The 13,532-nt window shown below is 42.2% G+C and carries 14 protein-coding genes and 1 other RNA gene; 11 read left to right on the forward strand and 4 right to left on the reverse strand.

Going from position 1 to position 13,532, the window contains the following annotated elements:
- Window positions 1–55 precede the first annotated feature (55 nt).
- The 3 genes from NQ508_RS06360 to rnpB all read left to right on the forward strand — a co-directional run bounded on the left by NQ508_RS06360 (window position 56) and on the right by rnpB (window position 1,659).
- Window positions 56–526, forward strand: a complete 471-nt coding sequence (locus NQ508_RS06360) for a MogA/MoaB family molybdenum cofactor biosynthesis protein (protein ID WP_022416079.1) — start codon at window positions 56–58, stop codon at window positions 524–526.
- A gap of 3 nt (window positions 527–529) precedes the next feature.
- On the forward strand, window positions 530–1,216 hold the full coding sequence (locus NQ508_RS06365) for an MBL fold metallo-hydrolase (RefSeq protein ID WP_006426716.1): 687 nt from the start codon (window positions 530–532) through the stop codon (window positions 1,214–1,216).
- A gap of 91 nt (window positions 1,217–1,307) precedes the next feature.
- An RNA gene (gene rnpB, locus NQ508_RS06370) (RNase P RNA component class A) lies at window positions 1,308–1,659 on the forward strand.
- Between the two features lie 55 nt (window positions 1,660–1,714).
- Here rnpB and NQ508_RS06375 read toward each other — a convergent pair.
- From NQ508_RS06375 to NQ508_RS06385, 3 genes are read right to left on the reverse strand one after another with little or no spacing between them, the layout of a single operon-like run.
- Window positions 1,715–2,161 carry an aspartate carbamoyltransferase regulatory subunit gene (locus NQ508_RS06375; protein WP_022416081.1) on the reverse strand — a complete coding sequence of 149 codons (447 nt, stop codon included), beginning with the start codon at window positions 2,159–2,161 and terminating at the stop codon, window positions 1,715–1,717.
- Between the two features lie 13 nt (window positions 2,162–2,174).
- Window positions 2,175–3,092 carry an aspartate carbamoyltransferase gene (gene pyrB, locus NQ508_RS06380; protein WP_006426711.1) on the reverse strand — a complete coding sequence of 306 codons (918 nt, stop codon included), beginning with the start codon at window positions 3,090–3,092 and terminating at the stop codon, window positions 2,175–2,177.
- A gap of 16 nt (window positions 3,093–3,108) precedes the next feature.
- Complete coding sequence (locus NQ508_RS06385; protein ID WP_022416082.1) at window positions 3,109–3,645, reverse strand: nitroreductase family protein; 537 nt, start codon at window positions 3,643–3,645, stop codon at window positions 3,109–3,111.
- A 181-nt stretch (window positions 3,646–3,826) separates the two neighbouring features.
- On the opposite strand from NQ508_RS06385, the gene pheA reads away from it, so the two are divergent.
- The 3 genes from pheA to NQ508_RS06400 are packed head-to-tail and all read left to right on the forward strand — an operon-like array spanning window position 3,827 to window position 7,637.
- Entirely contained in the window at window positions 3,827–4,957 is a 1,131-nt protein-coding gene (gene pheA, locus NQ508_RS06390; RefSeq protein ID WP_006426709.1) for a prephenate dehydratase, read from the forward strand.
- 37 nt (window positions 4,958–4,994) lie between these two features.
- On the forward strand, window positions 4,995–6,284 hold the full coding sequence (locus tag NQ508_RS06395; protein ID WP_006426708.1) for an ATP-binding protein: 1,290 nt from the start codon (window positions 4,995–4,997) through the stop codon (window positions 6,282–6,284).
- Window positions 6,285–6,287: 3 nt separating this feature from the next.
- A complete protein-coding gene (locus NQ508_RS06400) occupies window positions 6,288–7,637 on the forward strand; it encodes an MATE family efflux transporter (RefSeq protein ID WP_207635646.1) in 1,350 nt (449 codons plus the stop codon).
- Here NQ508_RS06400 and NQ508_RS06405 read toward each other — a convergent pair.
- Window positions 7,634–9,373: an Rqc2 family fibronectin-binding protein gene (locus NQ508_RS06405; RefSeq protein ID WP_006426706.1), complete on the reverse strand. Its 1,740-nt coding sequence runs from the start codon at window positions 9,371–9,373 to the stop codon at window positions 7,634–7,636. The two genes, NQ508_RS06400 and NQ508_RS06405, sit on opposite strands and share 4 nt — an antisense overlap.
- Before the next feature lie 126 nt (window positions 9,374–9,499).
- Between NQ508_RS06405 and NQ508_RS06410 the strand changes: the two genes are divergently transcribed.
- From NQ508_RS06410 to pgsA, 5 genes are all read left to right on the forward strand, one after another.
- Window positions 9,500–10,381, forward strand: coding sequence for a YicC/YloC family endoribonuclease (locus tag NQ508_RS06410; protein ID WP_006426705.1), 882 nt, complete (start codon window positions 9,500–9,502; stop codon window positions 10,379–10,381).
- Between the two features lie 36 nt (window positions 10,382–10,417).
- Window positions 10,418–11,038 carry a guanylate kinase gene (gmk, locus tag NQ508_RS06415; RefSeq protein WP_006426704.1) on the forward strand — a complete coding sequence of 207 codons (621 nt, stop codon included), beginning with the start codon at window positions 10,418–10,420 and terminating at the stop codon, window positions 11,036–11,038.
- Between the two features lie 4 nt (window positions 11,039–11,042).
- The gene (gene rpoZ / locus NQ508_RS06420) at window positions 11,043–11,291 is read left to right on the forward strand and encodes a DNA-directed RNA polymerase subunit omega (RefSeq protein ID WP_022416085.1); all 249 of its coding nucleotides are present in this window, start codon (window positions 11,043–11,045) and stop codon (window positions 11,289–11,291) included.
- A gap of 182 nt (window positions 11,292–11,473) precedes the next feature.
- Window positions 11,474–12,796 (forward strand): 30S ribosomal protein S12 methylthiotransferase RimO, encoded by a 1,323-nt coding sequence (gene rimO, locus NQ508_RS06425; RefSeq protein ID WP_006426702.1) that lies wholly within the window; start codon window positions 11,474–11,476, stop codon window positions 12,794–12,796.
- Window positions 12,796–13,338, forward strand: coding sequence for a CDP-diacylglycerol--glycerol-3-phosphate 3-phosphatidyltransferase (gene pgsA / locus NQ508_RS06430; RefSeq protein ID WP_006426701.1), 543 nt, complete (start codon window positions 12,796–12,798; stop codon window positions 13,336–13,338). Before rimO ends, pgsA begins: the two co-directional genes overlap by 1 nt.
- Window positions 13,339–13,532 lie beyond the last annotated feature (194 nt).

Consider the following 13,532-nt stretch of genomic DNA (forward strand, 5'->3'; position numbering starts at 1 on the left):
AAGGGTTAAAATATAAAAGTATATGACTATCACAAATGAACGTTGGAGGTACGATATGAGAGTAGCAATTATTACGGCAAATACAGATATATACAAAGGAACGAAAGCGAATGAAAGCGGGGAAGCAGTGAAGCTTGTGGCAGAAGAAGCTGGACTTGAAGTTGTCTTTATGCGGGCACTTCCACTGGACAGAGAAGTATTGTCAACTGTTATGAAGCGCATGACAGATGGAAAAACAGCAGATCTGATCCTTACAACAGGCGGTGCGGGATGTAATCCAGGTGACTGTACACCAGAAGCAACAATGAATATTGTAGACAGACCGGTACCGGGGATTCCTGAAGCAATGAGAGCGCATACTATGAAACTGACAAGACGCAGTATGCTGAACAGAAGTGTGGCCGGAATCAGTGGAGATACACTGATTGTAAACCTTCCGGGAAAAGCACAGGCAGTAAAAGAAAGTCTCAGATTCTTACTTCCGGAACTTGTGCATGCTGTAAAGGTTATCAAGGGAGAGGCATAAAGAATGAAGATCACGTACCTGGATCACAGCGGTTTTGCTGTAGAATACAAAAAATATGTATTGATCTTCGACTGGTATAAAGGTAAACTTCCTGAATTTGATTCGGAAAAAGAAATTTATGTATTTTCCAGCCATTCACATTATGATCATTTTGACCGGAAAATATTTGAGCTGGAGAACATATATCCGAACGTAAGATATGTACTGTCGGCAGATATTACAGAAAAGCCGGTCCCTTCAAAGGTATGGTTTGTTATTGCCGACAAAGAATATCGGATTGGTAATCTGAAAGTACAGACACTTCATTCTACGGATGCGGGTGTAGCATTTCTTGTGTATGTAGATGATAGGATTATTTATCACGCAGGAGATCTGAACTGGTGGCATTGGGAAGAAGAAAGTGAATATTATAACGAACAGATGCGGATGGATTATCAGAAAGAAATCCATAAATTAAAAAATATACGGATTGATGTAGCATTTGTTCCGTTAGATCCAAGACAGGAAGAGCAATATTACTGGGGACTGGATTATTTCATGAAGCATACAGATACAGAACTGGTCTTTCCGATGCATATGTGGGGACACTATGAAGTTTATGAGAAACTTATGAATAATCCGCAGGCAGAATCCTATAAAGAACATGTAATGCATGTAAAGGTACCAGGACAGGTATTCGAATTGCCATAAGTCTGAAAGAAATTGTCTGATTATGAAATCGGAAAAAAGGTTTGTTATTTTGAATAAATAGTGCTATAATAATAAACGCTTTTGAAAAGTGCAAGTAAGACAGGTAATCGCAGCTGCAGATGCCGAAAGGCAGCAGGTGAGGAAAGTCCGGGCTTCACAGGGCAGGATGCCGGATAACGTCCGGTGGAGGCGACTCCAAGGATAGTGCAACAGAAATATACCGCCAGGATATAATTCTGGTAAGGGTGGAAGGGCAGTGTAAGAGACTACCGCCTTGCTGGTAACAGCAGGGGCATATGTAAACCCCATTCGAAGCAAGACCGGATAAAGACAATGTGGCGGCCCGTCACGTCTTAGGTAGGTTGCTTGAACCCATTGGTAACGATGGGTCTAGAAAGATGATTACCCAACGACATAACCCGGCTTATCGTTTTGCTTGCAATTTGAATGAATATAAAAATACCGTCTGATATTAATTATCAGGCGGTATTTTTTGCTTTATTTGCGTCTTCCGTCATATTTTTCTTCGCAGTATTTACAGCGGTAAACTTCTTTTTCAGGATCTGTAAGTACGAAGACATGATCCAGTCCCTGCTCAATCGAAGTGATGCAGCGAGGATTCTTGCAGTGAATCACGTTGCGGATTTCGTGAGGCAGATGGAGAGCTTTTTTGTCTACGATCTCAGAATTTTTTATAATATTTACGGTAATGTTATGATCGATAAAACCGAGGATGTCCAGATCCATAAAGTCGATCGGACACTCAATTTTCATGATATCTTTCTTTCCCATTTTATTACTCTTTGCATTTTTTATGATTGCAACGCAGCAGTCCAGTTTATCCAGATGCAGGTATTTATAGATATCCATGCTTCGCCCTGCCTGGATATGATCCAGAACAAATCCTTCTTCAATACGTCCGACAGTTAATGTATTTTTTACCATTGTTATCTTCCTCCTAAACTTCAATTCCCAAAAGTGTAAGTATCAGTGCCATACGGATGTAAACACCATATTGTACCTGTTTGAAATAAGCAGCTCTTGGGTCATTGTCTACTTCTGTGGCGATTTCATTTACCCTTGGGAGTGGATGGAGAATATACATATCATCTTTCGCAAGCTCCATTTTCTTGTTGTCCAGGATGTAGAAGTCTTTCATACGTACATAATCTTCTTCGTTGAAGAAACGTTCTTTCTGAACACGGGTCATGTAAAGAATGTCCAGATCAGGAAGGGCATCTTCCAGTCGTACTACCTCTTCGTAAGGAATATTCTGACGGTCTAATACATCGTTCTTGATATAGCTTGGAAGCTTTAATTCTTCCGGTGAGATCAGAACAAAACGGATCCCCGGATAACGTACCAGTGCATGGATCAGAGAGTGTACGGTACGGCCGAATTTCAGATCGCCACATAATCCGATTGTCATATTATCGAGTCGACCTTTTAAAGAACGGATTGTAAGCAGATCTGTAAGTGTCTGGGTCGGATGCTGGTGTCCACCGTCACCGGCATTGATCACCGGAATTGTGGCATGCTGGCTTGCAACCATAGCGGCACCCTCTTTTGGATGGCGCATTGCACAGATATCTGCAAAGCAGGAAATTACACGAATCGTATCTGCTACACTTTCCCCTTTGGAAGCAGAACTTGAATCTGCAGATGAGAAACCAAGAACGCTGCCACCCAGATTGATCATAGCTGCTTCATGGCTTAATCTGGTACGTGTGCTCGGTTCATAGAAAAGAGTGGCAAGCTTTTTGCCTTCACATGCGTGTGCATATTTTTTCGGATTTGCCTCGATATCTTTTGCAAGATCCATTAAATTGTCAAGTTCTTCCACAGAAAAATCCAGTGGACTTAATAAGTGTCTCATGTCAAAACCTCCTGTTTTATAAATAAGTTAATAAATCATCGACAGATTTTCTCTTAGGTGCATCAGGATCAATATCAGGATATCCGATGGCGATGAGAGCAGCAAGCTCCTGATCTTCCGGAATATGTAAAAGATCGGTGATGCCGTCTTCATCCCAGATGCCCATGATTACAGTTCCAAGACCAGCTTCGTGAGCGGCAAGGCAAAGTGTCTGACTTGCAACACCGACATCGAACATCTGCCAGCGGTCTTCTTTTTTGGTGCTGTAGGAACCGTCGCGTTCAAAACCGCAGCGCCCTTTTTTGAAAGTAACTGCAATAAGCATTGGTGCCTGCTTTATAATTTTTGCGTTGAAATCTGGAGTGTAATCAGTAACGATTTTATCAAGAATAGAAGAATCTTCGATTGCGATATATCGAGTGATCTGAGTGTTCTTCCAGGAAGGAGAATAAGATGCTGCACCGATCAGGGATTCTAAAGTTGCGTGATCTACAGGATCAGGCTTGAATTTGCGAATGCTTCTTCTTGTTTTGATACATTCTAAAGTATTCATGGTTTTACCTCCGTTTTCAAATCTCTCATACATCATATAATATTTAACGATGATTTTCAATGTCTTGAAAAATTTTTCGATGATTTTTTTAAAGCAGGATGGGTAGATTTTATTTTTGGAATGTATTATAATTTAATAAATACGCAGATTTCCTGCATAATATACAAAAAGGAGAGAGTAAATGACATCATTGGAAGAACTTAGAACGCAGTTAAGTGATGTTGATGATCAGATTACGGATCTTTATGAAAAGCGAATGAAGATTTGTGAGGATCTCGGGACCTGTAAGATTAAAAATGGTTATAAAACATTTGACCGTCAGCGTGAAAAGAATAAAATAGCAGAAGTGATGGGAAAAGTTTCATCAGACTTTAATAAAAAAGGAATCGGAGAAGTATATGAACTGCTTCTTGCGATCAGTAGAAAATTACAGTACAAGCAGCTTGTAGAAGCAGGTGCACTTGGAAGACTTCCGTTTATCGGCATTGATTCACTGGATAAGGATACAGCAAGGGTAGTATTTCAGGGAACAGAAGGGGCTTACAGTCAGGCGGCAATGGAACATTATTTTGGAAAAGGATGTAACAGCTATCATGTACATACATTCCGAGAGGCAATGGAGGCAATTGAAGAAGGCGCGGCAGATTATGCAGTACTTCCGATTGAAAATTCAACAGCGGGAGCAGTGAATGAAATCTATGACCTTCTGGTAGAATTTGAAAATTATATTGTCGGAGAGACGATCATCCCGATCAAAAATACATTGTCAGGATTACCGGGAACAGATATATCTGAGATTGAACGTGTATATTCCAAGGCGGAAGCACTTATGCAGGCATCGCATTTTCTGGGAGAACACGGGGACTGGCAGCAGATCAGTGTAGCGAATACCGCACTTGCTGCAAAGAAGATACTTGAAGACCAGGATAAACATCAGGCGGCTGTATGCAGTGCTTATGCGGCATCCGTATACGGACTTTCTGTGCTTGCAGATAGTATCAATGATGAAAAGAATAATTCGACCAGATTCATCGTTATCACAAACCAGAAAGTATTCTTAAAAGATGCGAAGAAGATAAGTATTTGTCTGGAGCTCCCTCATGAAAGCAGTTCTCTTTATCATCTGCTTTCACATTTTGCGTATAATGATCTGAATATGACAAAAATTGAATCCCGGCCGATGGAAGGAAAAAGCTGGGAATACCGCTTCTTTATTGATTTCGAGGGAAATCTTGCGGATCCCGCGGTGAAAAATGCAATCAGGGGACTTCGTGAAGAGGGAAGAAATTTAAGAATTCTTGGAAATTACTAGGCATAGCAGGTCGGATATAAAATTGGAGGAATGACAAATGAGAACAAATGAGTTGATGTTATATAAACATATGGAGGAAGGACAGATCCTTCAGGATATGACATTCTTAATGGAGAATTATCAGAATGATTACTATAACATGGAAGATATGAAGGGACTGTTATATGATGCGGTCAACGAGATTCTGGAGATGGCTGTAAGCCACGGATTCGAGGGAGATCTCTGGCATAATTATCTGACTTACCTGATGGCAAGTCATGAGAATGCTTACAGTACCTCCTGTGAGATCGTAGGACCGGTAGACGGAAGTATCAACCAGGTTGCACTGCATGATTTTGAAATCTTCAAAGAATTATTTGATTATGACTTTGCAGATCTGGAGAATGTGATGGGTGTTGACTGTATCTCTATGTTACATGATTATGTCGGAACCAGCGGACACGGAAGTGTGTTCAATCAGAGAATCCGCGACCGTATCTGTGATCTGAGCAAAGCACTTGCAGAAACTGAGACCGCGGTAGAATTCAAGGATATCATGACACAGTTCTACAAGGAATTCGGTGTAGGAAAGCTAGGACTTCACAAAGCGTTCCGTATCGCACATACAGAAGAAGGGGCATTGATCGAGCCGATCACGAAGATCGCACACGTACATTTGGATGATCTGGTCGGATATGAGATTGCCAAGAAAAAGCTGATCGATAATACAAAAGCATTTGTAGAAGGCAAGAAAGCCAATAACTGTCTGTTATTCGGTGATGCCGGAACAGGAAAATCGTCTTCCATCAAAGCAATCCTGAATCAGTATTACGATCAGGGACTTCGTATGATCGAAGTATACAAGCACCAGTTTAAGGATCTGAATGATGTGATCGCACAGATCAAGAACCGTAATTACAAATTCATCATTTACATGGACGATCTTTCTTTTGAAGAGTTTGAGATCGAATATAAATACCTGAAGGCAGTGATCGAAGGCGGACTCGAGAAGAAGCCGGATAACGTACTAATCTATGCAACTTCGAACAGAAGACACCTGATCCGTGAGACATTCAAAGATAAAGAAGACAGAGATGAAGAACTTCATACAAATGATACTGTTCAGGAGAAGCTGTCCCTGGTGGCAAGATTCGGTGTTACGATCTACTTTGGAAAACCGGATAAGAAGCAGTTCCAGGAGATCGTACGTGAACTGGCAAAGAAGAACGGAATTGATATGCCGGATGATGAATTATTGCTGGAAGCAAACAAGTGGGAATTAAGCCACGGAGGATTATCCGGAAGAACCGCCCAGCAGTTTATCGATTACCTGGCAGGAACCAGATAAGATTTGAAAAAAGATCTTACAACCGGAAATGTGACAAAGACAATGCTGCTGTTTGCAGGTCCTATGATCTTGGGAAACCTGCTGCAGCAGTGTTATAATATTGTGGACATGCTGATTGTCGGAAGGGCGCTTGGGGCGGGGGCTCTGGCGGCAGTAGGTTCGGCATACAGTCTGATGACATTTCTGACTTCGGTGCTGATCGGAATGTGTATGGGAAGCGGATCATTATTTTCTTATTCAATCGGAAAACGGGATACGGCGCGGCTGCAATATGAAATGACGGCATCATTTTCCTTTATTGGAATCGTGACGATCGTGATGAACATTGTTGTGTTTGTGTGTATGAAACCGATCCTGAATATTCTTCAGATACCGGAGGACATTTATGGAATGATGCAGGAATATGTATGGTATATATTCTGGGGCATCTTTTTTGTTTTTCTTTATAATTACTTTTCATTTCTGCTAAGAGCGGCGGGAGATTCGGTGGTGTCACTGGTATTCCTGGGAATTTCTTCGGGACTGAATATTGTGCTGGATCTTGCACTGGTGTATGGAATCCGTATGGGAATCAAAGGTGCGGCGATCGCGACAGTCATATCCCAGATTGTATCCGGGATTGGAATCTGTATTTATACATGGATGAAAATGCCGGAATTACGTTTTTCCCTGCGGCCGGAAAGAATAAAGGAAAGCCAAAGTGTAATGGGAGAAGTGGTGCGCTATTCGGCTGCGTCAAGTATCCAGCAGTCAGTGATGAATTTTGGAATCCTGATGATACAGGGTCTGGTCAACAGCTTTGGAACCGCAGTCATGGCGGCATTCGCAGCGGCTGTGAAGATTGATTCATTTGCTTATATGCCGGCGCAGGAATTTGCAAATGCATTTTCTATCTTCATTTCCCAGAACCGGGGAGCCGGAAAGGAAAAAAGAGTACAGAAAGGTGTCCGTAGTGCTGTAACGGTATCAGCGGCATTCTGTATCTGTGCGTTGGTGCTGATCTACTTTGGAGCCAGATATCTGATGCTGGCATTTATCGACGGCAGTGAGCATGAGATCATCCGCGTCGGGATACAGTATCTGCATATCGAAGGAGCATTTTACTGTGGAATCGGTATTCTGTTCTTGTGGTATGGGTATTACAGAGCGGTCGGAAGACCGGAGATGTCGGTGGTGCTGACGGTGATCTCGCTTGGAACGAGAGTGCTGCTTTCTTATACACTGGCACCGATAAAGTCGATTGGAGTGATTGCAATCTGGTGGTCAATTCCGATTGGATGGTTCCTGGCAGACGTGACAGGATATGTCTATTTGCAATATATGAATAAGAAGGCAAAAATGTGCAGGAATTAATCCTGCACATTTTTTATATTCGATATATCAGAATCGATGACGAGTGAATAGTTTGTATAGTAAACGACGAATCCCGGTTTTGCACCGTTTGGTTTCTTAACGTGTTTTTTCTGAATGTAGTCGATCTCTACTTTGTCAGCACCACGATTCTTAGAATAGTAAGCGGCCAGACGACCTGCTTCTTCAAAGGTACGGTCCGGAAGTTCATCCCCGCCGCTTTTGACGATAACGTGAGATCCCGGAGCACCCTTTGCATGGAACCACCAGTCATTGCCATTGGCAAAAGAAAAAGTAAGTTCTTCATTTTGCAGGTTGTTCTTTCCAACGTACATATCATAACCATCACTGGAAATGTAATGCATTGGTTTGCTGGTCAGTTTAACTTTTTTCTTTGTATGTTTTCTGCGGATATAGCCGCTCTGCATCAGTTCCTCTTTGATCTGGGCAAGATCCGCTTCGCTCAGAGCAATGTCAAGTGCGTTGCTGATAGATTCCAGATACTGGATATCATCGGCAGTTTCCTGGATCAGCTCCGTCAATGCTTCAAATGTACGCTTCTGTTTGTTGTATTTTGCAAAATAACGTTGCGCATTCTCGCCCGGAGTCTGTGTCGGATCAAGCGGGATAGTAATCTCTTCGTTGGTATAATAATTCAGGGCAGTCAGTTCTTTTGATCCCGGTTCCAGATTATAGCCGTAAGTATTGATCAGTTCTCCGTAAACTTTATATTTGTCACGCTTTTCCGTTCCCTTTAACTGCTTGGACTGAAGATCGTATTTTTTGCGGTTCCGTTCCAGTGCTGTCTGGACAACGTGCCGGAGATCTGCACTTTTCTGATGGATTCTGGTCAGTGTGTTACGTGTGGAATAATACGTATAGAGGACTTCCGAGATGGAAAAGAACTCTTTTTTTGTATATTCGTTAAAATGTGTGACCGGAAGGGCGCTGAATTCCTTTGGTGCATTTCCATTATAATAAATAGAAGGATGGAAATTTCCCTGTCTTACGTCCTCCATATAATAGGTAAACTGACGGTACAGATGTGTCAGTACATCTTCGGAAAGATCATGCGCCGTCATGGAAGAGTCCACACCTGCAAGATAACAGATCTCTTCGGCAATGACCGGGCTGATACCTGTCATGCTGGAATAGATTGCTTTGGATACCGGCATCGGTTTTGCAAGGATTGCCGAAATGAATTCTTCCTGCGTAGCCGTCATCGGATTCTTTTTCGACATCGTATCCGGAATAAAGTAATCGCGTCCCGGCAATACTTCACGTACCGAACTCATCTGTGCAGAGACGTGCTTGATACTGTCGATGATGCGTCCGTTCAGATCACAGAAAATAATGTTGCTGTGTTTTCCCATGATCTCGATGATCAGTTTTTTCCTGCACAAGTCACCCATCTCATCCAGATGCTCAATATCCAGGTGGATGATACGCTCGAGTGACGGCTGGGAGACTGCGGTGATCCGTCCGCCTCCGATATGCTTGCGCAGAAGCATGCAGAATCCAGGAGCTGTCATCGGACTTGGTTTGTTCTCGTTGGTTAAATAGATAAGTGGAAGAGAAGCACTGGCAGAGATATAGAGCCTTTTTTGTCCTTCATTTCCTTTTATTGTTAAAAGCAGTTCGTCATTTTCTGGCTGGGCGATCTTGGAGATACGTCCGCCGACCAGAGTATGTTCTAATTCCTGAACGACTGCTGCGACTGTGATTCCGTCAAAAGCCATACAAAGACCTTCCTTTCCTTACAGAATTTCATATTTGTCTAGTATAGCATAGTTGACGAACTTTGCCAAATGTCTTATAATAAATGCTGGTTTATTTTAAATAATGAATAAGAAGAGGATCATATCATGATTAAGAGTATGACAGGATTCGGACGCTGCGAAGCGGCTGATGAGGAACGTAAATTCACGGTTGAGATGAAGGGAGTGAATCATCGTTATCTGGATGCCAATATCCGTATGCCGAAGAAGCTTAATTTTTTTGAAAGTGCCATTCGAAGCCTTTTAAAGGAAAGTGTTCATCGTGGAAAGGTGGACATCTTTATTACATATGAAGACTTTTCAGAGAGTCAGGTCTCTTTAAAATACAATGAGACACTGGCAGCAGAATATCTGGAAAAGTTTAAAATGATGGAAGAAAAATTCTCACTGGAGAATGACATCCGTGTATCCACATTGTCCCGTTATCCGGAAGTCCTCACAATGGAAGAGAAGATGGATGATGAAGAAGAACTGTGGAAAGGACTTAAGAAAGCACTGGATGGTGCGATCGCACAGTTCGTACAGACTAGAACCGTAGAGGGAGAGAATCTGAAGAAGGATCTGATCGCGAAGCTGGACGGTATGCTTGAACTGGTCGGACAGATTGAAGAACGTGCACCGAAGATCATTGCGGAGTACAGAGAAAAGCTAGAAGGAAAAGTAAAAGAACTTCTGGAGGACACACAGATCGATGAGGGACGGATCGCATCAGAGATCGTGATCTTTGCGGACAAGATCTGTACCGATGAAGAAGTGGTACGTCTGAGAAGTCATGTGGAACATATGAAGGCAACCCTTCAGTCTGATGACAGTGGAATCGGACGTAAGCTTGATTTCATTGCACAGGAGATGAACCGTGAAGCGAATACGATTCTTTCGAAGGCGAATGATCTGGAGACTTCCAATATCGGAATCGAACTTAAGACAGAGATTGAGAAAGTCAGAGAGCAGATACAGAATATTGAATAAATCAGATTGTTAAGAAGATTAAAAGAGGGTATCGAAATGAGAGAAAAAGGGATTCTGATCGTTGTATCAGGTTTTTCAGGTTCCGGTAAGGGAACCATTATGAAAGAGCTGTTAAAACAGTATGATAATTATGCATTATCTATTTCCGCCACCACCAGAAATCCGCGTCCGGGAGAAGAAGACGGACGGGAATATTTCTTCAAAACTGTAGAAGATTTTGAAAAAATGATTGCGAAAGAAGAACTGATAGAGTATGCTAGGTACGTGGATAATTACTATGGAACGCCGCGTGCATATGTAGAGGAGCAGTTAGAGGCAGGAAAAGATGTGATTCTTGAGATAGAAATTCAGGGAGCGTTGAAAGTAAAAGAAAAATTCCCGGATACACTGCTTTTGTTTGTAACACCGCCGAGCGCAGAGGAACTTAAGAGCCGTCTGGTGGGCCGTGGAACAGAGACAATGGACGTGATCGAATTCCGCATGAACCGTGCGAAAGAAGAAGCACTGGAGATGGATCAATATGATTATCTGATCATAAATGATGACTTGCAGGAATGCGTAGAAGAGATGCATCAGATCATCCAGGGTGAGCACAGAAGAAGTTTCCGTAACGCTGAATTTATAGAGCATATGAAAGAAGAATTGAAAGGAGAATAAGTGTATGTTACATCCATCTTACACAGACTTAATGAAAGTAGTAAATAAAGACGTTGAAGAGGGCGAAACAAAGGTAGTTAACAGCCGTTATTCCATCGTTATGGCTACAGCAAAGAGAGCAAGAGAGATTATTGACGGATCTATGCCGCTCGTTGATGCAAAGGTTGGCGAAAAGCCGCTTTCTATTGCAATTGATGAGATGAATCAGGGAAAGATGACGATTATTGCACAGGATGAAGAGGAAGAAGAATAAAATCTGACACCTTAAGGATCCGTTGCAGACGGATTCTTTCAGACACATTGCTGACTGAGATACAAAAGGCAGATGCCGCAAGGTGTCTGCCTTTCTTGAACTGGATATAGCAAGATAGCAAAGATGTGTGTCGAATAGAATGCATACTGCAAAAATCAGAAATAAATAAAAAGGAGAACCGAATGAATATATTTTTCGTATCACTTGGCTGTGATAAGAACCTGGTAGATTCAGAGGTCATGCTTGGACTTCTGGATGCGAAAGGATACCAGATTGTTGATGATGAGACACTGGCAGATGTTATGGTGATTAATACCTGTTGTTTTATTCATGACGCAAAAGAAGAAAGTATCCAGACGATTCTGGATATGGCAAGATATAAAGAAGAAGGAAGATTAAAGGCATTGGTTGTAACCGGATGTCTGGCACAGAGATATAAGCAGGAGATTATTGATGAGATCCCGGAAGTTGATGTAGTGCTTGGAACGACTTCGTATGATAAGATTGTAGAAGCAGTAGAAGAAGCACTGGAAGGTAAATCAGAAGTAGAACTTGCCGATATCAATGCGCTGCCGCTTCCGGAGACAAAGAGACTTGTGACGACCGGAGGTCACTATGCATATCTGAAGATTGCAGAAGGCTGTGACAAACACTGTACATACTGTATTATCCCGAAAGTCCGTGGAAATTACCGCAGTGTACCGATGGAGCGTCTGATCAAAGAAGCACAGGAACTGGCTGACCAGGGCGTAAAAGAACTGATCCTGGTTGCACAGGAGACAACGGTATATGGACAGGATATTTACGGTGAAAAATCCCTGCATAAGCTTCTGAAAGAGTTATGTCAGATCAAAGGAATCCGCTGGATCCGCCTTCTGTACTGTTATCCGGAAGAGATTGATGACAATCTGATACAGGTAATGAAAGAAGAACCGAAGATCTGCCATTATCTGGATCTCCCAATCCAGCATGCAAGCGATGCGATCTTAAAGAGAATGGGAAGAAGAACTTCCAAGCAGCAGCTGATCGATACGATCACAAAACTGAGAAAAGAGATTCCGGACATCGCACTTCGTACAACGTTGATCACCGGTTTCCCAGGGGAGACACAGGAGCAGCATGAAGAAGTAATGGAATTCGTAGATGAGATGGAATTTGAAAGACTGGGCGTATTTACTTATTCGCCGGAAGAAGATACTCCGGCGGCGACCATGCCGGATCAGATCGACGAAGAAGTAAAAGAAGACCGTCAGGCAGATATTATGGAGCTGCAGCAGGAGATTGTATTCGATCAGGCAGAAGATATGATCGGAAAAGAAGTACTGGTTATGATCGAAGGAAAAGTTGCCGATGAGAATGCATATGTCGGAAGAACTTACCGCGATGCACCGAATGTAGACGGACTGATTTTTGTAAATACCGATGAAGAACTGATGACTGGTGATTTCGCAAAAGTGAAAGTTACCGGAGCAGCAGAATATGATTTGATAGGAGAGTTGATATAATGAATTTACCAAATAAGTTAACTGTTTTAAGAGTAATCATGGTTCCGTTTTTTGTATTTTTCATGCTGACAGGCGTGGGCGGAGCTGCAAACAAATGGATCGCATTGATTATTTTCTGCGTGGCAAGTCTTACAGATATGCTGGACGGAAAGATCGCCAGAGCCAGAAATCTTGTAACCAATTTCGGAAAGTTTATGGATCCGCTGGCAGATAAACTGCTTGTATGTTCGGCTATGATCTGCATGATCCCGCTTGGAAAACTGCAGGCATGGTTTGTAATCGTAATTATTGCAAGAGAATTTATCATCAGCGGATTCCGTCTGGTAGCAGCAGACAACGATATTGTGATCGCTGCAAGCTACTGGGGAAAATTCAAAACGGTATCCCAGATGTTCATGCTGATCCTTCTGATCGCAGATCTTGGCGGTGCATTTAACATGATCGCACAGGTACTGATCTGGGTATCTCTGGTACTTACAATCGTATCTTTGATCGATTATATTGCAAAGAATGTACAGGTACTGACACAGGGCGGTATGTAGGTTCAGAAGAAATTTGTAAAAAAGGCAGATAAGGATTCTTTTGAAAGAAAACAGGTCGAAAGAGATATGAGAAGGTTCTTCTTCGGGAATGGTATTTCCCAGAGAAGAACCTTTTGCAAATTGTGCCAAAAAAAGAGAAAATTCCATATAAAAATGTAGAGAAAAATCAATTGACGAATGTCGAAATATATGAG

Origin of the sequence: Dorea longicatena, from assembly GCF_025150085.1 — a bacterium.
Lineage (GTDB): Bacteria > Bacillota > Clostridia > Lachnospirales > Lachnospiraceae > Dorea_A > Dorea_A longicatena.